The sequence below is a fragment of the Rhodococcus sp. P4_B6 genome (assembly GCF_056402215.1).
On record NZ_JBFUHV010000053.1, the window covers coordinates 1 to 21,779 of the forward strand.

The 21,779-nt window shown below is 68.7% G+C and carries 25 protein-coding genes, 1 tRNA gene and 2 pseudogenes; 15 read left to right on the forward strand and 13 right to left on the reverse strand.

Going from position 1 to position 21,779, the window contains the following annotated elements:
- Positions 1 to 13 precede the first annotated feature (13 nt).
- Complete coding sequence (locus AC1DWT_RS23995) at positions 14 to 1,156, forward strand: RNA-guided endonuclease InsQ/TnpB family protein (protein ID WP_477922518.1); 1,143 nt, start codon at positions 14 to 16, stop codon at positions 1,154 to 1,156.
- 78 nt (positions 1,157 to 1,234) lie between these two features.
- Here AC1DWT_RS23995 and AC1DWT_RS24000 read toward each other — a convergent pair.
- Positions 1,235 to 1,391, reverse strand: a pseudogene (locus AC1DWT_RS24000) (MFS transporter); the annotation flags it as partial.
- 17 nt (positions 1,392 to 1,408) lie between these two features.
- On the opposite strand from AC1DWT_RS24000, the pseudogene AC1DWT_RS24005 reads away from it, so the two are divergent.
- A pseudogene (locus AC1DWT_RS24005) lies at positions 1,409 to 2,222 on the forward strand (NAD(P)-dependent oxidoreductase).
- A gap of 50 nt (positions 2,223 to 2,272) precedes the next feature.
- On the opposite strand, the gene AC1DWT_RS24010 reads toward AC1DWT_RS24005, so the two are convergent.
- Both AC1DWT_RS24010 and AC1DWT_RS24015 read right to left on the reverse strand, forming a co-directional pair.
- Positions 2,273 to 2,608 carry an SHOCT domain-containing protein gene (locus AC1DWT_RS24010; RefSeq protein ID WP_095862875.1) on the reverse strand — a complete coding sequence of 112 codons (336 nt, stop codon included), beginning with the start codon at positions 2,606 to 2,608 and terminating at the stop codon, positions 2,273 to 2,275.
- Between the two features lie 28 nt (positions 2,609 to 2,636).
- Positions 2,637 to 3,065: a DUF6325 family protein gene (locus AC1DWT_RS24015; protein ID WP_072938371.1), complete on the reverse strand. Its 429-nt coding sequence runs from the start codon at positions 3,063 to 3,065 to the stop codon at positions 2,637 to 2,639.
- Between the two features lie 183 nt (positions 3,066 to 3,248).
- On the opposite strand from AC1DWT_RS24015, the gene AC1DWT_RS24020 reads away from it, so the two are divergent.
- The 4 genes from AC1DWT_RS24020 to AC1DWT_RS24035 all read left to right on the forward strand — a co-directional run bounded on the left by AC1DWT_RS24020 (position 3,249) and on the right by AC1DWT_RS24035 (position 8,368).
- Positions 3,249 to 4,493 (forward strand): cation:proton antiporter, encoded by a 1,245-nt coding sequence (locus AC1DWT_RS24020; RefSeq protein ID WP_477922500.1) that lies wholly within the window; start codon positions 3,249 to 3,251, stop codon positions 4,491 to 4,493.
- The gene (locus AC1DWT_RS24025; protein ID WP_072938366.1) at positions 4,490 to 6,058 is read left to right on the forward strand and encodes an MFS transporter; all 1,569 of its coding nucleotides are present in this window, start codon (positions 4,490 to 4,492) and stop codon (positions 6,056 to 6,058) included. Before AC1DWT_RS24020 ends, AC1DWT_RS24025 begins: the two co-directional genes overlap by 4 nt.
- A 103-nt stretch (positions 6,059 to 6,161) precedes the next feature.
- Positions 6,162 to 7,478 (forward strand): serine hydrolase domain-containing protein, encoded by a 1,317-nt coding sequence (locus tag AC1DWT_RS24030; RefSeq protein ID WP_477922502.1) that lies wholly within the window; start codon positions 6,162 to 6,164, stop codon positions 7,476 to 7,478.
- A gap of 77 nt (positions 7,479 to 7,555) precedes the next feature.
- Positions 7,556 to 8,368, forward strand: a complete 813-nt coding sequence (locus AC1DWT_RS24035) for an NmrA family NAD(P)-binding protein (protein ID WP_477922504.1) — start codon at positions 7,556 to 7,558, stop codon at positions 8,366 to 8,368.
- Here the strand turns inward: AC1DWT_RS24035 and AC1DWT_RS24040 are convergent.
- The 5 genes from AC1DWT_RS24040 to AC1DWT_RS24060 form a co-directional block, all read right to left on the reverse strand.
- Positions 8,352 to 8,783, reverse strand: a complete 432-nt coding sequence (locus AC1DWT_RS24040; RefSeq protein WP_072938359.1) for a nitroreductase family deazaflavin-dependent oxidoreductase — start codon at positions 8,781 to 8,783, stop codon at positions 8,352 to 8,354. The two genes, AC1DWT_RS24035 and AC1DWT_RS24040, sit on opposite strands and share 17 nt — an antisense overlap.
- A 52-nt stretch (positions 8,784 to 8,835) precedes the next feature.
- Positions 8,836 to 9,492, reverse strand: a complete 657-nt coding sequence (locus AC1DWT_RS24045) for a class I SAM-dependent methyltransferase (protein WP_477922506.1) — start codon at positions 9,490 to 9,492, stop codon at positions 8,836 to 8,838.
- Positions 9,493 to 9,553: 61 nt separating this feature from the next.
- A complete protein-coding gene (locus AC1DWT_RS24050) occupies positions 9,554 to 9,823 on the reverse strand; it encodes a hypothetical protein (protein ID WP_095863575.1) in 270 nt (89 codons plus the stop codon).
- Positions 9,824 to 9,927: 104 nt separating this feature from the next.
- Positions 9,928 to 10,329: a very short patch repair endonuclease gene (locus AC1DWT_RS24055; RefSeq protein WP_072938353.1), complete on the reverse strand. Its 402-nt coding sequence runs from the start codon at positions 10,327 to 10,329 to the stop codon at positions 9,928 to 9,930.
- A gap of 15 nt (positions 10,330 to 10,344) precedes the next feature.
- The gene (locus AC1DWT_RS24060; RefSeq protein WP_072938350.1) at positions 10,345 to 11,490 is read right to left on the reverse strand and encodes a DNA cytosine methyltransferase; all 1,146 of its coding nucleotides are present in this window, start codon (positions 11,488 to 11,490) and stop codon (positions 10,345 to 10,347) included.
- A 175-nt stretch (positions 11,491 to 11,665) separates the two neighbouring features.
- On the opposite strand from AC1DWT_RS24060, the gene AC1DWT_RS24065 reads away from it, so the two are divergent.
- Genes AC1DWT_RS24065 through AC1DWT_RS24075 form a run of 3 tightly spaced genes read left to right on the forward strand, consistent with a single transcriptional unit; the run spans position 11,666 to position 14,969 of the window.
- Positions 11,666 to 13,246: a cation:proton antiporter gene (locus AC1DWT_RS24065; RefSeq protein ID WP_072938347.1), complete on the forward strand. Its 1,581-nt coding sequence runs from the start codon at positions 11,666 to 11,668 to the stop codon at positions 13,244 to 13,246.
- Between the two features lie 41 nt (positions 13,247 to 13,287).
- Positions 13,288 to 14,385, forward strand: coding sequence for a hypothetical protein (locus AC1DWT_RS24070; RefSeq protein ID WP_072938344.1), 1,098 nt, complete (start codon positions 13,288 to 13,290; stop codon positions 14,383 to 14,385).
- On the forward strand, positions 14,382 to 14,969 hold the full coding sequence (locus AC1DWT_RS24075; protein WP_072938341.1) for a putative glycolipid-binding domain-containing protein: 588 nt from the start codon (positions 14,382 to 14,384) through the stop codon (positions 14,967 to 14,969). Before AC1DWT_RS24070 ends, AC1DWT_RS24075 begins: the two co-directional genes overlap by 4 nt.
- A gap of 49 nt (positions 14,970 to 15,018) precedes the next feature.
- On the opposite strand, the gene AC1DWT_RS24080 is transcribed toward AC1DWT_RS24075, so the two are convergent.
- Positions 15,019 to 15,987, reverse strand: a complete 969-nt coding sequence (locus AC1DWT_RS24080; protein WP_072938338.1) for a prephenate dehydrogenase — start codon at positions 15,985 to 15,987, stop codon at positions 15,019 to 15,021.
- A gap of 49 nt (positions 15,988 to 16,036) precedes the next feature.
- Here AC1DWT_RS24080 and AC1DWT_RS24085 point away from each other — a divergent pair, with 49 nt between their 5' ends.
- From AC1DWT_RS24085 to AC1DWT_RS24105, 5 genes are all read left to right on the forward strand, one after another.
- Positions 16,037 to 16,576 carry a tRNA adenosine deaminase-associated protein gene (locus AC1DWT_RS24085; RefSeq protein ID WP_095862882.1) on the forward strand — a complete coding sequence of 180 codons (540 nt, stop codon included), beginning with the start codon at positions 16,037 to 16,039 and terminating at the stop codon, positions 16,574 to 16,576.
- Positions 16,577 to 16,587: 11 nt separating this feature from the next.
- Positions 16,588 to 17,046 (forward strand): nucleoside deaminase, encoded by a 459-nt coding sequence (locus tag AC1DWT_RS24090; protein WP_005561213.1) that lies wholly within the window; start codon positions 16,588 to 16,590, stop codon positions 17,044 to 17,046.
- A 138-nt stretch (positions 17,047 to 17,184) separates the two neighbouring features.
- Positions 17,185 to 17,376 (forward strand): CsbD family protein, encoded by a 192-nt coding sequence (locus AC1DWT_RS24095; RefSeq protein WP_009477222.1) that lies wholly within the window; start codon positions 17,185 to 17,187, stop codon positions 17,374 to 17,376.
- 56 nt (positions 17,377 to 17,432) lie between these two features.
- Positions 17,433 to 17,523: transfer RNA gene (locus AC1DWT_RS24100), tRNA-Ser, on the forward strand.
- A 125-nt stretch (positions 17,524 to 17,648) separates the two neighbouring features.
- A complete protein-coding gene (locus tag AC1DWT_RS24105) occupies positions 17,649 to 18,332 on the forward strand; it encodes a YceI family protein (protein ID WP_072938333.1) in 684 nt (227 codons plus the stop codon).
- Here the strand turns inward: AC1DWT_RS24105 and AC1DWT_RS24110 are convergent.
- A complete protein-coding gene (locus tag AC1DWT_RS24110) occupies positions 18,264 to 19,232 on the reverse strand; it encodes a sterol desaturase family protein (protein ID WP_206014415.1) in 969 nt (322 codons plus the stop codon). The genes AC1DWT_RS24105 and AC1DWT_RS24110 overlap by 69 nt on opposite strands.
- Positions 19,233 to 19,340: 108 nt before the next feature.
- Here AC1DWT_RS24110 and AC1DWT_RS24115 point away from each other — a divergent pair, with 108 nt between their 5' ends.
- Entirely contained in the window at positions 19,341 to 19,838 is a 498-nt protein-coding gene (locus tag AC1DWT_RS24115) for an RrF2 family transcriptional regulator (protein WP_206014416.1), read from the forward strand.
- Here AC1DWT_RS24115 and AC1DWT_RS24120 read toward each other — a convergent pair.
- The 3 genes from AC1DWT_RS24120 to AC1DWT_RS24130 are packed head-to-tail and all read right to left on the reverse strand — an operon-like array spanning position 19,804 to position 21,766.
- Entirely contained in the window at positions 19,804 to 20,556 is a 753-nt protein-coding gene (locus AC1DWT_RS24120; RefSeq protein WP_072938327.1) for an IclR family transcriptional regulator, read from the reverse strand. The two genes, AC1DWT_RS24115 and AC1DWT_RS24120, sit on opposite strands and share 35 nt — an antisense overlap.
- A gap of 15 nt (positions 20,557 to 20,571) precedes the next feature.
- Complete coding sequence (locus AC1DWT_RS24125; protein WP_072938324.1) at positions 20,572 to 21,531, reverse strand: PDR/VanB family oxidoreductase; 960 nt, start codon at positions 21,529 to 21,531, stop codon at positions 20,572 to 20,574.
- Between the two features lie 19 nt (positions 21,532 to 21,550).
- Complete coding sequence (locus AC1DWT_RS24130; protein ID WP_072938321.1) at positions 21,551 to 21,766, reverse strand: hypothetical protein; 216 nt, start codon at positions 21,764 to 21,766, stop codon at positions 21,551 to 21,553.
- Between the last annotated feature and the right edge of the window lie 13 nt (positions 21,767 to 21,779).

Here is a 21,779-nt window from a genome sequence, read left to right on the forward strand (position 1 = left end):
TAGTGTCTGGGTCATGGCGGGGAGGGTGGTGAAGCGGGCGTTCAAGTACCGTTTCTATCCGACTGCGGTGCAGGCGGAACAGCTTGCTCGGACGTTCGGGTGCACCCGGTATGTCTACAACCGGGCGTTGGCCGAGCGGACGCGGGCGTGGTCGCAGGAGCAGCGGCGGGTCACCTATGCGGACACCTCGAAGATGCTCACCGGATGGAAGCGGGACGCGGGAACCGCGTGGTTGGCGGAGCCGTCGAAGGGGCCGCTGCAGGAGTCGCTGCGGCAGTTGCAGGGTGCGTTCGAGAAGTTCTGGCGCACGCAGACTGGCTACCCGCAGTTCAAGAGGAAGGGGCGGTCGAAGGATTCGGCGACCTACTACTCGAACTGCTTCATTTTCAGGGATGGGCAAGTCCGGTTGGCCAAGCAGTCCGAACCGCTGGATATTCGGTGGTCGAGGCCGCTCCCGGACGGGGCCGCGCCGTCGCAGGTGACGGTGTCGCGCAATGCTCGTGGTCAGTACCACATCTCGATCCTCGTCGAGGACACCATCAGCGAACTCGAGCCGACCGATCGGGTGGTCGGGCTCGATGCCGGGATCACCAGCCTGTACACGCTGTCGACGGGGGAGAAGATCACCAACCCGCGCCACGAGCGCAGGGATCGTGCGCGGCTGGCGACGGCGCAGCGGGTGCTGGCCAGGAAGCAGAAGGGATCCCGGAACCGGGCCAAGGCCCGACTGAAGGTCGTGAAGATTCATGGTCGGATCGCCGATCGGCGGCGCGATTATCTGCACAAACTTTCCACTCGGCTGGTGCGCGAAAATCAAGTGATCGCCATCGAGGATCTGAGTGTGCGGAACATGGTCAAGAATCGGTCGTTGTCTCGGGCGATCTCGGATGCGAGTTGGTCCGAGTTCCGGTCGATGCTCGAATACAAGGCCGACTGGTACGGGCGGCGGGTGGTGGCGATCGACCGGTTTCATCCGTCGTCGAAGACCTGCTCGGTGTGCGGGGAGGTCGCGTCGACGATGCCGCTGRMYGTGCGGGRGTGGRCGTGCCGGTGCGGCGYCGTCCATGATCGGGATGTGAAYGCGGCGAGRAATATTTTGGCCGTCGGACTGGCGGTGGCAGCCTGCGGAGAYGGTGTGAGACCACCTCGCACATAACGTGTGGGGYGGCGACTGTCGGTGAAACAGGAACCTCGRGACGCGAGTCCCGAGGGGAATCTCGATCGTTCACGGCCGAGAGGACGTCAACTGGTCCTGCTTCTCCATAAACGTGGGGCTCTCCTGCATGCCTGCATGCGGAGCGGATGAACACGGTGACGGCGATGAGGAAGATGGAGGCCAGGAACAGCACCCGCCACACCCAGGCGAGGAGCAGTTCACGATCGATCTGCCCCCGTCAGCGAGGAACTCATCGGTCTCGTCACCCGGGCGGAACCGCGCATCGACTTCGTCCGCGAGCAGGATCTGCTGCCGCCGTCCCGATTCCCGGGCGATCACTCCGGCGATCCGTCGTTCACCCGGACCGCGGAGCAGCAGAAAGCCTTCGACGACCTGGTCGATTCGGCGCAGGCCCTGTACGGCGTGCCCGACGAAACCCCCGCGGCACTGACGAGAACGGCGCGCGTCAACCCCGGCCTCCGCTGGGTGCACACGATGCCGGCCGGCGGCGGGGCCCAGGTGAAGGCGGCCGGGCATCGTCATCGTCGGACTGGGCGGCATCGGCCGGGCGACGGCACTGAAGCTGAAGGCCCTCGGCGCGACGGTCGTGGGAACGAGCAGGCGCGACACCGCGGTCGAGGGGGTCGACGAGATCGTGCACCCCGACCGGCTGGCCGACGTGGTCGGCGACGCGGACGGCATCGTCGTGACGCTCCCCGGAACCAGCGCCACCGAAGGCCTGGTCAGCGCAAAGGTATTCGGTGCCGTCAAGCCCGGAGTGACGATGGTGAGCGTGGGCCGGGGCAGCGTCGTCGACGAGGTCGCCATGACCGCGGCCATCGAGGACGGGCGGGTCGGCTTCGCCGCGCTGGACGTGTTCGCGTCCGAGCCGCTGGCATCCGACAGCCCGCTGTGGACTCATCCGAACGTGCTGGTCAGCCCGCACACCGCGGCGTTGAATCCCGCGGAGGACCGCCTCATCGCGGAACTGTTCGCGCGCAACGCCACCCGGTTCCTCGACGGCGAGGAACTGATCAACCGCGTCGACACCGTCGAGTTCTACTGACGATCCGGAGCCACGACGGCGCGTCCGGCGGGCGGATCGTCGTGGCCCCGTCAGGACCCGAGTAGTTTCGCCTTCGCCGCCGCGAACTCCTCGTCCGTGAGCACGCCGGCCTCCTTCAGGCGGGCGAGTTCCTGGAGGCGGGACACCAGGTCGTCGCCGCCCGCGGGTGCCGGCGGCGGAGGTGCCTGCTGTTGTGCTGCTTGCTGTTCCGCATACTGCTGCTGCGCCGCCTCGTCGATCCGAGCCTGCTGCTCCGCGTCCTTGTTGGCGGCGCGCCGGTTCATCGCGTTCGACGTCGCCCGTGCGGTGCCGGTGATGACCGCTGTCCGGGCCACCGTGCCGAGCAGCCCGGGACGTCCCATGCGGCGTGGACCCCTGAAAACCATGTCGTTGCTCCGTTTCCGTTCGTGACCGTCAGACCGCGGCGGCGATGGCCGCCTCGACCACCTCGCGCGGGATGTGCAGGTGGAGAGCCACCTCGCCGCCGGCGTGGCGGGACGCGGCCGCGAGCTTGCGCGCCCACGTCTGCTCGTACACGATCGCCACCGCCGACGTGCCCGGCTCCAGTGATTCGCGCACCACCTCGAGGTCCTCGTCGCTGATCAGCGCCTTGGCTTCGAGGGACAGGGCGGCGAGTCCGATGCTGTCGAGGTCCTCGTCCACCTCCACCTGGCGCAGCGTGCCGTCGGTTCCCTTGGAGACGAACACGAGATCGAGGATGGTGACCACACCCTGGGCGACCACCTCGCGGAACGTGTCGATCACCGCGGGATCGGCCCGCTCACCCGGAAAGGTGAGAAACAGGAACGCGACCGGACCGACATCTTCAGCTGAAATCGACATCTTCTCTCCCTGCGCTGGGGTGCCCTGGTGTCGATGATCGCCACCGGCCGGTGGATGCGCATCATCCGCGACGGGTGATTCCGCGCGCCGCCGTTCATCCCTGACGGATGATGCCCCGGGGTCCGGGTTCTGTGAGGCTCGAGCCCAGTGCCGTTGCCGGGTGGTTCGAGAGACGGGTGATGCATGCTTTCCGTGGGAGCCTCGCTTTTCTGGATCGTGGCCTGCGCCGTGATCGCCCCGCTGCTCGCCGGGCTGTTCCCCCGCAAGCTGGTGCCCGAGGTCGTGCTGCTGCTCGTAGCCGGGATCGTCATCGGCCCGCACGTCTTCGACCTTGCGGTCGCGGGCAGCGAGATCGACCTGCTGCGCGAACTGGGGCTGGGACTGCTGTTCCTGCTGGCCGGCTACGAGATCGACACGGCCGAGATCACCGGTCGTGGCGGCAGGCGGGCACTGTTGACGTGGCTGATCTCGCTGGCGCTGGCGTTCACGGTGGTGTCGCTGCTGAGCCTGTCCCACGTGGTCGACGCGGGAACGGCGGTGGCCATCGCCATGACGTCGACCGCGCTCGGCACGCTCCTGCCGATCCTCCGGGACGCGGGCGGACTCGACACCCGGCTGGGCCGGACGATCCTCGATCACGGCGCGTTCGGCGAACTCGGACCCGTCGTCGCGATGGCGGTCCTGCTCGGGTCCCGGGGGTCGGTGGCGTCCATCGTGGTCCTCGGACTGTTCACGGCCGCGGCGGTGCTGGTCGCATTCATTCCCGCCCGCGTGCGGCGCGAGGGCTCCCGGATCACCGCGATCATCCGGTCGGGGTCGGAGACGACGTCGCAGACCACGGTCCGGCTGACGATGCTGCTCCTCGTCGCACTCACCGTGCTCGCGGCGGAGTTCGGCCTCGACACCATCCTCGGAGCATTCGCGGCGGGATTCATCCTGCGGGGTGCCACCCCCGAAGGCGACGAGACACTCGAAACCAAACTCGACGGCCTCGCGTTCGGTTTCCTGATCCCGATCTTCTTCGTGACGTCGGGCATGGCCATCGACGTCGCCGCGGTGGCGTCCGAACCCGGCGTCCTGATCGCGTTCGTCCTGCTGATTCTGCTGGTGCGGTCGGGACCGGTCTACGTCGCCGGAAGATTCGACCGCGGCGCCGACGGTACGGACCCGCCCTTCACCGTCCGCGAACGCACCCAGCTGGCGCTGTACGCGGGAACCGGTCTGCCGCTGATCGTCGCCGTCACCGGAGTGGCCGTCGACTCGGGCGACATGACGTCCGCCAATGCCTCCGTGCTCGTCGCGGCGGGTGCGATCACCGTCCTCCTCTTCCCGCTCGCGGCATCGTTGCTCGCGTCGGCGCCGGAACCGGTGGCCGACTCGACCGGCCCGGGCGCACGAGGAGACCAGAACCCCGGGAGCAGACCGTGACTCGAACCGAATCGACGCAGGCCCCGGCCCGGGCGACGCTGACCCTCGCGACCCTCATCCTCGTCGCCGCCGTCGCCAACCTGAACCTGTCCGTCGCGAACGTCGCGCTCCCCGACATCGGCCGCGCGTTCGACGCGAGTCAGACGCAGCTGAACCTCATCGCCGTGGCCTACTCCCTCGGGCTGGCCGCGTCGGTCCTCTACCTCGGGGCGCTCGGCGACCGCTACGGGCGCAAGCAGATGCTGGTGCTCGGCATGGCGCTGTCGCTGCCGGCGTCGGCGATCGCGGGTTTCGCCGGAAACTTCGAAATACTGTTTCTCGCACGAGTTCTCGGCGGCGTCTCCGCCGGGCTCGCGTTCCCCACCACCCTCGCGATCATCACCGCGTTGTGGTCGGGACCGCCGCGCACCAAGGCGATCGCACTGTGGTCGGCTCTCGGTGGCGCGATCTCCTCGCTCGGACCGATCGTGTCGGGGGCGCTCCTCGAGCAGTTCCATTGGGGCTCGGTGTTCCTCGTGACCCTTCCGCTCGCCGGTCTCGCCCTCGTCAGCGCCATCCTGTGGGTGCCCGCCCACGTCAACGAAACGACCGATCCCGTCGACAATCTCGGCGGCATCATCTCCGTCGTCTTCATCGCCGCCCTCATCCTCGCGATCAATTTCGCGCCCGTGGACGGCTCCGGGGCACTCGCCGTCGGTCTCGGCCTGATCGCTCTCGCCGCGGGTGCCGCGTTCTTCCTGCAGCAACGGCGGGCGGCGCACCCACTGTTCGATCTGCACGTCGCCGCCCGCCCGACGTTCTGGGTGGCCGCTGTCGGCGGGGTGATCGTGTTCGGCGCCTTGATGGGAGCGATGTTCATCGGGCAGCAGTTCCTCCAGAACGTGCTCGAGTACTCCACGCTCGCCGCCGGATCCGCGATCATCCCGGCCGCCGTCGCGATGGTCGTCGTCGCACCCCGCTCCGCGAAACTCATCGAATCGCACGGCTCCCGGTTCACCCTGCTCCTGGGTTACCTGTTCGTCGTCCTCGGACTGGTCGTCGCGCTGGTGTGGTGGGACGAGAACGCGACGTTCTGGTGGGTGGCGCTGGCCTACGCGTTCGTCGGCATCGGGGTCGGGTTCGCGGGAACCCCGGCGTCGCGGTCGCTGACCGGTTCGGTGCCGGTGTCGCGGGCGGGTATGGCGTCGGGCACGTCCGACCTGCAACGCGACCTCGGTGGCGCGATCATGCAGTCGATCCTCGGCGCGGTGCTCACCGCCGGTTACGCGAAGTCGCTGTCCGCCACGATCGCCTCGTCGCCGGACGCCGGCCAGATCAACGCGGAAACCCAAGCGGCGCTCACGAAGTCGTACTCCAGCGCCGAGGTGCTCGCGGAACGCTATCCGCAGTACGCCGAGCAGATCATCGCGGCCGCCCGTAGCGCCTTCCTGGACGGCGACGACCGCGCGTACCTCGCCGCGATCCTGGTGGTGTGCGCCGGGGCGCTGGTGGTGTTCTTCTTCTTCCCCCGCCGCGACGAGGAGAAGCGGCTGCTGGCCGAATACGCGACCGAGAGTGCGCAGTAGGGCGAACGTACCGTCGGTCGCCTCGGAAGCGCCGAAAGGTACATTCGCCCGGCGGTCGCGGGGTAAATTCCCGAGAGAGGCACCTCGACGACGGGACCGCACGATGACAGCTCAGGTCGTGACCAAGACGAATCGGCGACGGGGCCTCGCGGCGGTCGCGGCAGCATTGCTGCTGGTGGTGACGGCTGCGTGCTCCGATGACTCCTCCTCCACGGGCACCTCCGCGACCTCGACGACGACGCAGGGGGGATCGCCGGGTGCCGAGGCGGGCGCCGCCCAGATCGACCCCGGTGTCGCGGACCGACTCGACGAGGCGATCGAGAAGACGATGTCGATGGCGGCGATTCCCGGCGCGATCGTCGGCGTGTGGGGGCCGGACGGTGACTACGTGAAGGCGTTCGGCGTCGCCGACAAGTCGACGGGCGCGCCGATGGAGACCGACTTCTATCACCGGATCGGCAGTGTAACAAAGACATTCACGGTCACGGGTCTGCTGCAGCTGGTCGACGAAGACAAGGTGGCCCTCGACGACCCGATCTCGAAATTCGTGGAGGGCGTGCCTGCGGGCGACCAGATCACGCTGCGCCAGCTCGCCCGGATGCAAAGTGGGCTGCCCAACTACACGGCAAACAAGGACTTCCAGCAGGCGTTGCTCTCCGACCCGATGCGGGCATTCACGCCGCAGGAACTGCTGGGTTACGCGTTCACGCAGCCCGCGTCCTTCCCACCCGGTCAGGGTTTCGAGTATTCGAACACGAACACGGTCCTGCTGGGGCTCGTCGTCGAGAAGGTCAGCGGAATACCGCTCCCGGAGTACGTCTCGCAGAAGATTCTCCAGCCGTTGAAGATGGCGGACACCAGTTTCCCGACCACCAACGCGTTCCCCGAACCGCACGCGCAGGGCTACACCGAGCAGACCCTGGACGAGAAGGAAGCCGTCGCCACCGACTGGAATCCGTCCTGGGGATGGGCGGCAGGCGCCATGATCTCCACCCTCGACGACCTGCGCATCTGGGCGCCCGCGCTGGCCACCGGAACACTGCTGCAGCCTGCCACGCAGGCACAGCGGCTCGAGACGGTGACCGCGCCGGGGCTGGCGTCCGATGTCGGCTACGGCCTGGGCATCTTCGACATCGCGGGCTGGATCGGGCACAACGGCAGCCTCCCCGGCTACCAGACCGTGTGCATCTACCTTCCCGAGAAGGAGACCACGGTCGCGATCATGCTCAACACCGACGTCCCCTACGAGGACAGCGAACCGAGCACGGCGCTGGCGGGAGCCGTGACCGAGATCATCTCGCCCGAACACGTCTACCGGCTCAGGCCCGGGGTGCAGAATCCGGACGCGTCGTCCCCGGCCACGCCGACGCCGTCGGAGACCCCGGCGTCGTCCACGACGCCCGCCCCGCCGACCAGCTGACCCCCGACGTGAGTGGCAAAGCGTGCCCGGGCACACTTTGCCACTCACGTGCCCGGGCGCGGTAGTAGCGTGCAGACATGACGATTCTCGTGACGGGGGCAACCGGGAACATCGGCCGAATGCTCGTCGACCACCTGCTCGCGCGGGGTGCGACGGACGTCCGTGCCCTCACGAATCATCCTGACAAGGCGCAACTTCCGGACTCGGTCACCGTCGTCGAGGGATACCTGCGCAGACTCGACAGCCTGCCCGTGGCGTTCGACGGCGTCGATTCCCTCTACCTCGCACCGACTCCCGACACCGCTCCGGACGCGCTGCGCCTGGCGAAGCAGGCCGGAGTCCGGCACGTCGTCGACCTCTCCGGCCCCCACGACGGCCATTGGGGCGTCGTCGCACGCGCCGTCGAGGCGTCCGGCATCGAATGGACCCACCTGTGGCCCGGCGAATTCATGGAGAACGCGGGAATCCTGGCACCGCAGATCGCCGCCGGCGACACCGTCCGTGAGCCGTACCCGGCCGCGGCGAACGCGCCGATAGCCATGGACGACATCGCGGAGGTCGCGGCCGTCGCCCTCCTCGACGACGGGCACGTCGGCAAGTCGTACGCACTGACCGGTCCCGAGACGATCACCCGCGCGGACCTCGTCCGGGAACTGGGCGCCGCCCTCGGCCGGAACCTCGAGTACCGGCAGGTGCCGCTGGACGAGGCGGTGGACGTCCTGACACCGGCGATGGGGGAGTACGCCCGCTGGTACCTGGACGGGATGGCGAGCCTGGTCGACGCCCCGCAGCAGGCGAACCGCCTCGTCGAGCAACTCACCGGGCGCCCGGCGACCACGTTCGCGCAGTGGGCGTCGGCGCACGCCGCCGAGTTCAGCGGTTCGGGGTGAGCGCGATGACGGGAATCGGGCGGTCCGTCTTCTTCTGATAGTCGCGGTACCGGCCGTGGTTGATCTCGTTCATCGTCGCCCACATCCGGTCGTAATCCGGTTCGCCCGGAAGCACTTTCCGCGCCGCCACGGTGATGTGTTCGCGGCCCACCTGGATCTCGCAGGTCGGGGCGGCCAGCACGTTGTGCATCCAGGCCGGCGACGTCGGCGCACCGCCCTTCGACGCGACGACCAGATAACTCGCGCCGTCGCGGCCGTAGGTCAACGCCGAGGTGCGCGGCTGCCCGGACTTCCGGCCGACGCTGCGCAGCAGTAGGGTCGGCATCCCGAACAACAACCGATGCCCCACCCAGCCGCCGCTGTGTTCGTAGACGAACTGGTGCAGCTGAAGGGTTTTCACGAACAGGTCGGCCACGGCGTCCTCGTCTCGGCATCGGAAGAGATCGTGCCCACAGGGTAGACCGTCGTCAGGCCCGGCGAACCGCGTGCAGAACGGCGTCGTGAATCGTGACGGGCCGACCGTCGGGGTCGAGCGCCTCACGGGACGGGACCGCCGACACGAGAATCTCCCATTCCGCGGGGTCCAGCACCGCCGCGACCTGCTCCGGGGTGAACAACATGTCGGGAACATTGGGCCGCCCGACGGACGTCTCCAGATCGGACGGATGGTGTCCGACGACGAGCAGGCGCCCGCCGGGGCGGACCGCTCCCGCCAGACGCCGGTGCAGGGACTCGCGGGCGGGTCCGGGCAGATGCATGAAATGCGCCGACACCAGGTCGAATCGGCGGACAGGCGGCTCCCACGACACAATGTCGGCCTGCTCCCACGTCGTCCGGTCCGCGATTTCGGAACCGGCCTCGGCGGCTCGTGCGGCGGCGCGTTCCAATGCCACCGTGGACACGTCCACTCCGGTGACGTTCCACCCGCGGGTAGCCAGCCAGATCGCGTCGGCACCCTCGCCGCTGCCGACGTCGAGGGCGCCGCCGGGGGTGACGTCCGCGATCTGCTCGACGAGGCGCGGGTTGGGGTTGCCGCTCCACACCGCGGTGGTCGAACGGTACCGCTCGTCCCAGAACTCCTGGCTGAGGAAATCGGTCGTGTCCGGTGTGTGCTCGTGGGTCATGCCCCCACTGTGCCGCGCGGAGCCGTCCAACCGGGAATTCCGTTGCCGGAACGGCAAGCGATTACGGGCTGGAGAACGTGTAGATCCGGCAACCGCTCATGTTCGCAGCCGACACGACGCCGTCGGCACGCGCGAAGTCGCCCTTGGCGGCGAGATTGTTGGCGAGGGCGGCCTGGTCCTCGCAGAAGCCCTGATCCGCAGGGTTGGCCGGGGGATTGCTGATGTACGTGTCGCCGGGGGCAGCCATCGCATAGGCCCCCGGACCGACGAGTGGGACGGCCGCTGCTGCAATCGCAATGGAGGCCGCCGCGACGATACGGCGGATCATCATGCGCCTCCGAATGTGGTTCGAACGGTTGCTGATGACACCATCCTGCACCGATCCGGCGTCGGCGACCAGACCCCCAAGGGGTGGGAAGTGCAACACCTTCACCGTCAGCGACGCAGCGCGGCCTGAACCCGATCCGCGGCGACCACCGGATTCTCGTGCTCCCAGATCCGCACCACCGTCCACCCGGCGTCGGTGAGCGCCGCGTCGGTGTCCCGGTCGCGGGTGACGTTTCCAGCGAGTTTCTCGGCCCACCACTGCGCGTTGTTCTTCGGGAACGTGGCGTGCTGCGGGCAGCTGTGCCAGAAACACCCGTCCACATACACGGCCACCTTGCGTCGCGGAAACACCAGGTCGGCGCGCCGCCGGACACCCTTCATCGGCGCCCGGTCCACGTAGTACCGGGCCCCGCGGCGGTGCAGTTCGCGGCGCAACGCGAGTTCGGGTGCCGTGTCGCGCCGCCGCTGCGCCCGCATCCGGGCGCTGGTCGCGGGGTCGGTCGCCGGCATCGCAGGTCCGTCCGGCTACGCGGCGGCCTCGGGGAAGCCGCCCATGCGGTCGAGGTGGCTCTCGACGTCGTCGATGAACCCGGGCACGAAACGCAGATTGCCCATCCGGGCCCGCTTCAGGAACCCGGCGGTCGCGCGCGCCGACAGCAGCCGGGTGTCCTCGAGGAAGCCACTGAGATCCTCGTACGGCTCCTGCACCGGCCACGTCGACGTGTGCACGCGGAAGGCCTGACGGTTGCTGCCCCACGCCGCGACCGGCCACGCGTCGCCGGGTTTCATCGGCGTCTCGATGCCCCGCTCGTACTCGGCCGGCTCGAGCAGCCGCCGCCCGACCCACGACGCCATCCGCACACTCACCGCGTTGCCGACGAGCTTCCACCGATGGCTGTTCCGCAGACCCGGGACCAGCGCGGCGGGCGCCGTCCAGTCGGGGTCGAAGCCCTGCAGGCGTTCGGCGTCCACGAGACCCGGGGTGACGATCTCGCCCGACGGCAGTCGCACGGCGGGCGGGCTCGCGATCCCGACGGACGAACCGCCCTTGAGGGTGGGCACCGCGTTGACCGCCCACCCGAGGCCGCGGGTGCCCTCGGTCCAGTAGAAACCGCACGGGAAGTCGGTGGGGTCGTCGACGGGGCGTTCCCCGGCGTCCTCACCGAACAGGACCGCGCGGGGATCCTCGGTGCGGGAGGCGAGCATCAGGACCCGCTGCCGGCGCTGGGGGAGTCCGAAAGCGCGCGCGTCGACCACCCGGTACGCCCACGTGTAGCCGAGGTCCTCGAGGGCGTCCGTGATGTGCCTCATAGCGGCCCCGCGACCCAGCTGCAGCATGAACGGCACGTTCTCGATGAGGAGCCAGCGCGGGCCCTTCTTCCGCTTCACCAACCGGAACACTTCGTCGACGAGACCGGAGCGTGCACCGGTGATGCCTGCGGTCCGGCCGGCCTGGGAGAGGTCCTGGCAGGGGAATCCGGCGGCGACGAGTTCGATGTCCTGGGGGAGGGAACGCAGCTTGGTGACGTCGGAATGCACTGGGACGTCCGCGAATCGGGTACGCAGAACCGCCTGGGCGCCCGGGTCGATCTCACAGAGCAGTTCGGTGTTCCAGCCGTGCTCCCTCAGACCCAACTCGAGCCCGCCGATACCGGCGAACAGGCCCACCATGCTCCCGGTTGACGTCACGGCACCCTTCCTCACGAACCAGTCACCCGAGAACGTTACTCGAGATCTGTGGCCGCTTTGACCAACGACCCGTGAGTACTTATTAACCTCGGGCGGTTAACAAGTACTCACGGGTGGCGCAGCCACACATGATAACGAGCCGAGGAGGCGTCCCAGCGTGGATCAGCTGATCGTGGTGATCGGGCTCATGCTCGTCACAGTCCTGATCGTCGGACTTGGTGACCGATTCCACGCACCCTGGCCGGTGCTGCTCACGATCGTCACCGCAGGCGCCGCGTTCGTCCCCGGCATTCCGCACGTCGAACTCGAACCCGAACTGATCCTGCCGCTGTTCCTGCCGCCGCTGCTGTGGGCGCTGGCCCGCCGGACGTCGTGGGCGATGTTCGTCGACCGCTGGAAGACCATCGTCGTCCACTCCGTCGGCCTCGTCATCGTCACGACGGCCGCGGTCGCGTGGACGGCCTGGGCGCTGGTGCCCGGCATCACACTGGCGGCCGCCATCGCGATCGGCGCGATGACGGCCCCACCCGACCCGGTGGCGGTCGAGGCCGTCGCCGAACCCGTCGGGATTCCGCGTCGGCTCGTCGGAGTCCTGCAGACGGAGGGCCTGTTCAACGACGCCGCCGCGCTGGTCGCGTTCCAGGCGGCGCTCGCCGCGACGATTGCCGGCGAGGACCTGCACTTCGGGTTCGAGGTGCTGCACTTTCTGTACACCGTGGTGGCCGCGGTGCTGATCGGTCTGGCCTCCGGCTGGGTGGGTTCGTGGCTGGTGGTGCGGATCGTGGACGTCCCGGGTCGCAGCGGACTGACCCTGGTCATCCCGTTCGTCGTGTACTTGCTGGCCGAGGAGATCCACGCATCCGGCGTCATCGCCGTGGTGGTCGCCGCGGTGCAGATGAGCGCCGCCGACTCCGAGGTGGACGCCGAGGACCGCCTGGCCAGTGCCTCCTTCTGGCACGTCGCCGAACTGCTGGTCACCGGCATCGCGTTCGGTCTGATGGGTCTCGAATTCCGCCAGATCGTCGTCGACGCAGGCAGTGACCTGTGGACGATGGTGTGGCACGGCGTCGTCATCGGGGTGGTGCTGGTGGTGGTCCGCGCGCTGTGGATGGGGGTCACCTGGCTGTACATCCGCGGCTACGAGGACAACGCGTCGTCCGCGCCCCGCACGCCCGCCGAAGCCGTGGTCATGACGTGGTGCGGGATGCGGGGGCTCGTCACCCTGGCGTTGGCGCTGAGTCTGCCGGTCGACGACTTCCCGTGGCGGTCCGAAGCCGTCGTCATCGCGGCCGTCGTGTTGGTGATGAGCATGGTCATTCCGGGATTCACGCTGCCGTGGCTGGTGAAGGCGCTCGGCGTCGCCGGGGTCGCGGACGCGGAGGACGCCGAGGAGCGGGCGCTGGTCGAGCGGGCCCGGCACGCGGCTCTCGAGGTCGTGACCTCCGCGCCCACCACGCTGCCTCCCGAATCGGTGGCCCGGCTCAAGGCCCTCTACGACCGCCTCGAGGAGGACTCCGCACCCGGCACCCACTCGCCCGAATACTCGCAGCGCATCGAACAACTCAAGACCCGCCGCGACGAACTGCGGGCGCTGCAGCGCGGGGCGCTGACCGCGGCGCAGGCCGAAGTGCTGCGGGCCCGCAACGAAAAGGGGCAGGACCCGCACGTCGTCGACCGCGTACTCGAGCGTCTGGACCGGCTGTCCTCGGCGAGCAACACGCAGACTTTCCACCACTGAGAGTCCTAGACTTCCTGTAGGTGGGAACACAGGGAGGCGGCATGATCTCGGGTTTCCGGAACCGGTCGCACCTCGTGCGTGACGCCCAGGGCAGCGGCCTCGTCGAAGCGTTCGTCATCATCGGGATCTGCACGATCCTGCTCACCCGCGCCTACCTCCACCTCACCGGTTATCCACAGGTCGGAGGATCGTCGCTACACATCGCGCACGTCCTGTGGGGCGGGCTCGGCATGGTCGTGGCGCTCGTGACCGTGTTCTCGTTCCTCGGGATGAAACCGCGGGTCCTGGGTGTCGTGATCGGCGGCATCGGATTCGGGCTGTTCCTCGACGAGATCGGCAAGTTCGTCACCAAGACCAACGACTACTTCTACCGGCCGTCCGTCGCGATCATGTACGTGGTGATCGTCGTGTTACTGCTGGTCAACCGGTCGCTGCACGACGTGCGCCCGCCGACCCCGACGGAGGACGTCGCCAACGCCGCCGCCATCGCGCTCGGCGGCCTGGACCGCGGTCTGGACCGGGCGCGCCGGCTACAGGCGCTGGCACAGTTGCGCCGGGCGGCCGCCGCCGGGGCGGACGAGGCGACACTGACGTCGGTGCGGGATCTGCTCGACCACTGCCCGGACCGGAACGGCCGGACCGTGCCGACGGCCAGGGAGCTGGCCCGCCGCGCGACCCCCGCCTTCGCGAAGGGCCCCGGCATGCTCTGGACCGCGGCCGTGCTCCTCACCCTGTTCTCCACCCTGGGACTGCTCAGCGCCGTGATCACCCTCGACGACGACCTCCGCGGCGACGAGGGAACCGACATCACGACGATCGGCCAGCTCACCGGATCCGCGATCGCGTTCGTCCTGTGCTGGTCGGCCGTCGTGCGACTGCGGAACGGCAAACTGTGGCCGCTGCAGTTCCTGCGGGCGGCAGCACTGGTCACGGTGCTCCTCACCGAGGTGTTCGATTTCGTCGCACAGGAATTCGGGGCACTGCTGAACGTCGCGGTCGGACTCGGCGCCCTCGTCGTCTTCTCGTCGCGCATCGCGGTCACGGAACGAGCCCGGGCACTGACTCTCGACAACTCTGCTGCAACGAAACTCGGCCCGTTGCCACCCCGGGAGCCGTCGTCGCTTACCGTAGACAGGTGAGCATCCAAGCCTCCGGTGCCTCGACCTGGCCCGCAGTACTGACGTGGCGGGCGGACAACGCACCCCGAATGGAATCGGTGCGCGTCCAGCTCAATGGCGACCGCATCAAGGCTGCAGGCCGGATCATCGGCGGCGAGTGCCCCGAGCATCCCGCGTTCAGCGCGTCCTACGACCTCGTCACCGACGAGAGCGGCGTCACCCGCCGGCTGTCGTTGCGGACGTCCGTCGCGGCCGGTGAGCGGCAGATGTCGATCAGCCGGGACGAAGAGGGCACGTGGATGGTGGAGCACGGCGCCAACCACCAGCGGTCCACGTTCGAGGGAGCCCTCGACGTCGACATGGTGCTCAGCCCCTTCTTCAACGCCCTGCCCATTCGGCGGTACGGACTGCACCTCGGGTCCGAGGACGTCGAGGTCCCCGTCGTCTACGTGAACCTCCTGGACCTGCGGGTCGAGGGCGCGATCCTCACCTACAGCAGCGGTCCGGACGGCATCCACGTCCTGTCGCCGGTGTCGAGTTCCTCGGTGACGGTCGACCGCGACGGGTTCATCATCGACTACCCGGGCCTGGCGGAACGGATTTAGGCGCTTCGCGCCCGTGCGCGGTTAACGAGTCCCTGCACTCGCCGGGCACTCACAGGCGGCGGAGCCGCCCCCCGCGCCGGCCGGCGTCACGCATCTCCTCGATCCAGCCTTCGTGGCCGGGAACGATGCCGGTGATCTCCCAGGTCTCCTGGTTGTCGTACGTCTGGCGCGCGCCGTGACCGTCTTCGACGAGTCCCGCCGTCGACGACTGTTCCGCCAGTTCGGTCCGCGCGTCCTGCAGTAGCACCAACGCCTCGTCCAGTGCGATCAGCAGGGCGTCCCGGTTGCCCTCGCACATGGCCCGGACGAGCCCGGGCGCGCTGCCCGCCACCCGGGTGCCGTCGCGGAACGAGCCGGCCGCCAGGCCCAGCGCCAGCGGTCCGCCGCGGGCTCCGGTGATCGCGAGGGTCTCGGCCAGCAGGTGCGGCAGGTGCGAGATGCGCGCGACCGCCCGGTCGTGCTCGGCAGACTCGGCGGGCACGACGACGGAACCGCAGTCCAATGCGAGCTGCGCGACCTGCGTCCAGATGCCCGGGTCGACGCCGTCGTCCGTGCCGACCACCCACACGGCCTCCCGGAACAGGTCGGGGCTGCCGACGCTCCACCCGGACGCCGACGTTCCCGCCATCGGATGCCCGCCCACATACCGGCCGGCGAGTCCCTGGCGGGCCGCGGCCGCCGCGACCTCGGCCTTGACGCTGACGACGTCGGTGATCGGGCAGTTCGATGCGTACAGGGCGATCGCGGTGAGGGTGGCGGCGACGGCGGGCACTGGGACCGCGATCACGATCAGCGCGGATTCGGCGGACGCACGCTGCAGCACCGCGACCAGATCGGTGTCGGCGTCGAATCCGTCCGCGCGGGCGGCGTCGACGGACGGTGCGGACCGGTTGTGACCCCACGCTTCGCGGCCCGCGCGCACTGCCGCACGCAGCAGCGAACCGCCGATCAATCCCAGGCCGAGCACGCACACCGGAGGTGTGGAAGGGGTTTCAGACACCCGAACAGGTTGGCACATTCGACGGCGGACTTCATTTACCGGCACCCAGCGGGCTACCGTTGCGCTCATGGCTGCACAGCGCGCGGAAAACAACAGCGCCTCCACGGATCGGGCAGAGGATCTGGAGGGCTTCGGTGTCGCAGTAGTACACGAGGACGGCCGGTGGAAGGTGAAGGCCCTCACTTCGGCTGCTCTGACCAGTCTGAGCGTCGCGGAGGAGGAGCTTCGGGCCCTCCGTAGCGCGGGCGCGTTCTTCGGTCTGCTGGACGTGGACGACGAGTTCTTCATCGTGCTCCGTCCGGCGCCGTCGGGAACGCGTCTGCTGCTGTCCGACGCCACCGCCGCCATCGACTACGACATCGCCGCCGACGTCCTCGAGGCGCTCAACGTCGAGGTTCCGGACATCGATCCGGACGACCTCGACGACATCGAGCCGTGGGAGGAGGGCGACCTGTCGCTGCTCGCCGACCTCGGGCTGCCCGAACCCGTTCTGGCGGTCATCACGTCCGAGACGGATCTCTACCCCGACGAGCAGCTCGGGATGATCGCGCAGCGGCTCGGATTCACCACGGAGCTGACCGGGGTCCTCGACAAGCTTCCCCGGTAGTCCCGCACGCCGTGACTCTTCAGGACGACGAGCGGATGATCCGCGCGGCGATCGAGGCGGCCCGCGCCGCCACCGACGCCGACGTGCCCGTGGGTGCGGTGGTGTTCGACGCGGACGGCGTCGAGGTGTCGCGGGCCGTGAACTCGCGGGAGGCGATGTCGGATCCGACGGCCCACGCGGAGATCATCGCGTTGCGGGCCGCGGCGCGGGTGTACGGAGACGGGTGGCGCCTCGAGGGGGCGACGCTCGCGGTGACGCTGGAGCCGTGCACGATGTGCGCGGGCGCGCTCGTGCTGGCCCGGATCTCCCGGGTCGTGTTCGGAGCGTGGGAGCCGAAGACCGGTGCCGTCGGCTCGCTGTGGGATGTCGTCCGCGATCGGCGCCTCACGCACCGCCCGCAGGTCAGGGGTGGTGTTCTCGAGGACGAGTGCGCCGGCATCCTCGAAGACTTCTTCCGTGAGCGGCGCTGACCGGTTTTAAACGCTTTCGTGGGGTACTCGACACATTGTGGCCGGGTCCACATGACCCGTGCTTCTCTGGAGACAGGCGCTGACGAGGCGCCGCCGGACCCGTCACCGGGTTCGAAATCGGATTCACGGAGGTATCTCGTGGGAATCGCAGACAAAGCTTCGAACAAGGCGGAAGACCTCAAGGGCCAGGCGAAGGAAGCCACGGGCAAAGCGACCGGCGACCCGGACCTTCGCGACGAGGGCAAGGCCGACCAGGCTTCCTCGGCGGTGAAGGATGCCGGCGAGAAGGTCAAGGACGCCGCGAAGAACCTCAAGGACAAGCTCACGTAAAGCGGCTTCACCTGGCGATTTCAGGCTCGGGCGCCACATCCGGTAAAGTCACCGGCGGTGGCGTGTCCGAGCGGCCTAAGGAGCACGCCTCGAAAGCGTGTGACGGGTAACCCCCGTCCGAGGGTTCAAATCCCTCCGCCACCGCCAAAGCTCCCCACCTGCGCATGCAGGTGGGGAGCTTTTTTTGTGTGTCGGTCCCGTGACGCTCGTTCACAGCACTTTCGCAGGTCGTTCCGGGTGACATCCCTTGAAGCTGCAACTAGCCTGAGCTCATGAAAAAGCTGTGGTGGTTGGTCGGCGCAGTGGTCGTTGTCGTACTCGCGCTCCTGGTGGGACCGTGGTTCTACGGCCAATTCATCGCAGAGGACGACGCACCGGCGGCGTCGGTGTCGACCGAGGGCGCGGAGGCGGCCACCGGATCGGTCGACGGGCAGTGGACCGTCACACCCGGGCAGGGCTCCAACGAGACGGCGGCCGGGTACACCGTCCACGAGATCCTCAACGGCGCCAGTGTCACCGTGGTCGGGTCGACCGGCGACGTGACCGGCAACGCGACCGTCGAGGGCGAGAAACTCACCGCCGGCGACGTGACCGTGCAGGTGGCGACGATCGCGACCGATCAGTCCCGGCGCGACGGCCAGTTCCGCGGCAACGTGATGGACACCGCGACGTTCCCGACGGCCACGTTCACGCTCGACTCCCCGGTCGATCTGTCGGGGCTGCCCGCGGACGGTTCCGTGGGTACGGTGTCCGCGCAGGGCACGCTGACGCTGAAGGGGCAGTCGCGTCCGGTGACCGTCGACGTCGACGTGCTGCGTTCCGGCGACGACCTCATCGCGTCGGGCAGCATCCCGGTCACCTGGACGGACTTCGGTGTGACGCCGCCGTCACTGGGTTTCGTGACCGTGGACGGCAACGGCACGGTCGACTTCCTGGTCAGCTTCGCCCGTTCCTGACGGCGTCCAGCCGGGCGGGCCGAACACGTAGCCGAGCTTGTCGCGCCACGACGACGCCCGGCGCCAGTCCCGGCCGATGGCGGCGTATTCGTGGGTCTGCAGCTTCCAGATGTTGTAGGTGCCCACCGGTTTGGTGAGTCCGTAGGTGGGGCGATGCGTTTCGGGTTGGAACGTGCCGAACATCCGGTCCCACACGATGAGGATGCCGGCGTAGTTCCGGTCGAGGTATTCGGGGTCGCAGCCGTGGTGGACGCGATGGTGTGACGGGGTGTTGAACACGAACTCGACGGGCCGGGGCAACTTGTCGATGCGCTCGGTGTGGACCCAGAATTGGTAGACGAGGTTCACGGAGAATCCGATGAACACCATCCACGGCGGAATGCCGATCAGCGGCAACGGAATCCACATCAGGATCTCGGCGCTGTTGTTCCACTTCTGGCGGAGTGCGGTGGAGAAGTTGAAGTACTCGCTCGAATGGTGCGCCTGGTGGGTGGCCCAGATCAGGCGGATGCGGTGTGACATCCGGTGATACGTGTAGAACAGCACGTCGACGCCGAGGATGAGGATCACCCACGTGTACCAGGCGTCCGCGGGCAGGTGCCACGGTGCGAGGTACACCCAGATCGCGGAGTACCCGATCAGGGCCAGCACCTTCCAGAACGTCGTCGTCAGGATGGACACGGCACCCATCGAGATGCTCGCCCGGGCGTCGCGGCGCTCGTAGCCGCCGCGGACCGGGCGGGATCGGCCGTCGGGGTCGATCGCGGCGTCCTCGAGGTGCCGGGCCGCGAACCATTCGAGGGCGAGGAACAGCACGAACGCGGGGATGGCCAGTGTCACCGGCTCGTGCAGGGGTGTCAGCAGCGCCGAATTCCATGCCGACGTCACGGTGTCCCACATGCTGCTTTCCTCCATACAAGACGATCGTCCAGTTCAATGTACCTCGGAGTGACACGCATCACTAAACGTGAGTTGCCGGTTTTCATACTTGGATGGTAGGAATTCGGTGTGCACATCACCGCAAAGGTGGACTACGCCGTGCGGACGCTGATCGAACTCGCTGCGGCCGGGCCGTCCCCGTCCAAGGCCGAGTTCCTGGCACAGTCGCAGACCATTCCGCACAAGTTCCTCGAGGCCGTGCTCGCCGACCTCCGCCGCGGCGGACTGGTCAACAGCCGGCGCGGACCCGACGGCGGCTACTGGCTGGCGCGGCCCGCCGAGGACATCACGATCGCCGACGTGATCCGGACCGTCGAGGGTCCGCTGGCGTCGGTGCGCGGTGAACGCCCCGAAGACGTCGACTACGGCGGACCGGCCGCGAAACTGCAGGACGTGTGGATCGCGGTGCGAGTGAACCTGCGCGCCGTGCTCGAGAACGTGAGCCTCGCGGACGTGGCGAACGGGCAACTACCGGGATTCCTCACCACGTTGACGTCCGACCCCGGCGCCTGGGAGCGTCGCACCCGGCCGGCTACGTCGGCTGACGAGGGCGCAGCGCGCGGCTGATCGTCCGGCCTGCCGCGCGCACCAGTGGGACCAGCGCGTTGAGCGACGCCCCCTCCGCCGACACCACCAGCGACACGGCCGCGACCGCCGTTCCGGGACGTTCGAAGATCGGGGCCGCGACGGAGACGGCGTCCATGGTCACCTGACGATCACTGATCGCGACCTCGGACCGGCGGATCTCGGCGAGGGTCCTTCGCAGCACGACGGGGTCGGTGACGGTCCGTTCGGTGAACTTCTCGATCGGCCCGGCCAGCACCTGCTCCTGCACGTCGGTCGGCATGTACGCGAGCAGGGCCAGCCCGATGCCGGACGCCGTCAGCGGGAACCTGCCGCCGACGCGGGTCTGGACGGGCACCGCCTTCTGTCCGGCGATGCGTTCGACGAACACGACCTCGGTGCCCTCCGCGATGCCGAGCTGCACGTTCTCCCGCGTGATCTGCGACAGGTCCTCCATCACCGGCATCGCCAGTTCGCGGAGCATCGTGCCGCGCGGTGCGAGCGACGCGATCTCCCACAGCTTCAGCCCAACCGTGAAGCGACCGCTGCTGTCACGTTCGAGGGCGCCCCATTCGATGAGGTCGCTGGTCAGCCGGTGCACGGTGCTCAGCGGGTACCCGGACTTGCGCGACAGGTCGCTGAGGGTCAGCCGCGGCGACGCGGGGGTGAACAGTTCGAGGAGCCGCAACGAGCGAATGGTCACCGAACCGGTGATCGCCATTACTCGGTCTCCGTCTCACAGTTCCAGCGTCAGGCGTGGACAGCTCGCACGCGAGACGCAGATCATCATGGTGTCGCCCTCGGCCTGCTCGTCCGCTGTGAGCAGGGAATCCCGGTGATCGACAGTACCGCCGAGCACGGTCGTCTCGCAGGTTCCGCACGTCCCCTCCTCGCAGGATGACAGCACCTGGACGCCTGCGGCGGTGACGGCCTGCAGGATCGACTGCTCGGGCGGCACGATGACGGTCTTGCCGCTCAGCGTCAGCTCCACCTCGAACCCCTCGGCCCGGACCGGTTCGTCGAGGTCCTTGGCCGCGAACCGCTCGAGGTGCAGCGTGCCGGACGGCCAGCGGTCGCAGTGAGCGGTGACGGCGTCGAGCAGCGGCGCGGGCCCGCAGCAGTAGACGAGGGTGTTCTCCCGGACGTCGCCGAGCAGCCCCGGCAGGTCGATGAACCCGTGCTCGTCCTGGGGGTGGATCACCACCCGCTCGCCGAACCGCTCGGCGAGGACGTCGGCGAACGCCATCGAACTGCGGCTGCGTCCGCCGTAGACGAGGGTCCAGTCGGCGCCCGCGGTCTCCGCGGCCTGCGCCATCGTGAGGATCGGGGTGATCCCGATGCCGCCGGCGACGAACACGTACCGCGGTGACGGCTCGAGCTCGAAATGGTTGCGCGGACCCCGGACCGTGACGCGGTCGCCCTCGCTCAGCTTGTCGTGCACGAACTGCGAACCGCCGCGGCCCATCGCCTCCCGCAGCACGGCGACGCGCCAGGTGCCGGTGTCGGCCGGGTCGCCGCACAGCGAGTACTGGCGGGTGAGCTCGGGTGTCAGGATCAGGTCGACGTGCGCACCCGGCGTCCACGCGGGCAGGTCGGCGCCTGCAGGGTCGCGGAATTCCAGCACGACGACGCCGTCGGCGCCGAGGGTCCGGGTGGTCAGCTCCAGTTCGAGCACGGGTTCGGGTGGGGTAGGCATGGCGGTCTCTTCCGGGAGGTCAGGCGGGGACGGGGGTGGATGCCGGCGCGGCGGGCAGCGGCACCGCGGGCACCGGCGGGTCGGCGGGGTGGTGGCCGTCGGGGCAGGCGAGCAACCACTCCCACAGGGCGGCGGGTTCCTCGGCCACGTGGCGGGCGCCGCAGTGGCACTCGCCCTCGAGCAGGTCCGAACCTGGCAGCCACACGATGCGCATCACGCGGGTCCCGCGGAGCATCCTCGTCGGTTCC